This is a genomic window from Candidatus Chloroploca asiatica (genome assembly GCF_002532075.1).
GTDB classification, from domain to species: Bacteria; Chloroflexota; Chloroflexia; order Chloroflexales; family Chloroflexaceae; genus Chloroploca; species Chloroploca asiatica.
The window spans coordinates 1-1,003 of record NZ_LYXE01000054.1; the positions used below are offsets into that span (position 1 = coordinate 1).

The window sequence follows — 1,003 nt, forward strand, 5'->3', positions numbered from 1 at the left end:
GCGGGCGATGTGCATGGCAACGTCACGGTGACGACGCACGACCAGCGCGGGCAGCAGGGTGGCGTCAGTTTTGGCAGTGGCAACGCGATCAGTGACGTGAACCTTGGTGACATCGTGGGCCGGGACGTCAACCGCACTGAACAAACTCAGGGCGACCGGATCACCACGGGGGATATCAGCGGCAGTGGCATCGCCATCGGGCGGGGCGCACAGAGCAGCGTGCGCAAGATCGACACCGGCGGCGGCGACTACGCCGAAGGCCCCCTTGACAAGCGCACGGGCACCTTTGTCAGCGGCGATCACTTTACCATGTCCGGTGACTTCAGCGGTGCTATGCTCAACATCGCATCCACGTTGACCAACGTCGCGCAGCGCATCAGTGCGGCCCCGCACGGCGACGCCGCCACAAAGGTCCAGCTGCAACAGCTTCTTGCGCAACTGAGCGCGGCGTTACAGCAGGTGCCCCCTGCGCACACCGGTGAGGCCGAGGCGGTTGCTGAAACCGCCAAGACTGCCGTTGAACAGGCGACGAAGGCCCAGCCGAATCAGACCCTGGTGCAGATCAGTGCCGAAGGGCTGAAGCAGGCCGCGCAGAACCTGGCGGCGGTGCTGCCGACCGTGCTGCCGCTCGCGACGCAGATCGCCGAGGCCGTGCGGCGGATGAGTGGAGGATAACCGCAATGCATGAACGGCTTGCCCGCCTGCACCGCAAATTGGCTGCGGCGACCGATCCCGATGATCGCGCTGATCTTGAGGCCGCGATCCGTGCTCTGGAGCGCGAGGCGGGCATCGTGCCCGCCCAACCTTCCCATGCTGGCGATGCGATTACGGTCGGCAACTTGTCACAGGTGACCGGCGTGGCTGTGGGTGCTGGCGCACGGGCGACGGTGTACGTCGATGGACGTCAGGGGCACAGCAACGATGCGTTGCTGGCCGCCTACTACGAGCGTCTGGCGACGCGCTGTCGCAGTCTGCCGTTGCAGGGCATCTACGAGCAGCGGAG

Annotated in this window: 1 protein-coding gene and 1 pseudogene; both read left to right on the plus strand. The window is 65.8% G+C overall.

Annotated elements, in window-relative coordinates:
* Positions 1 to 675: pseudogene (locus A9Q02_RS24120) on the plus strand (hypothetical protein); the annotation flags it as partial.
* Between the two features lie 5 nt (positions 676 to 680).
* A partial coding sequence (locus A9Q02_RS04890; RefSeq protein WP_141508720.1) for a hypothetical protein occupies positions 681 to 1,003 on the plus strand: 323 nt, incomplete at its 3' end.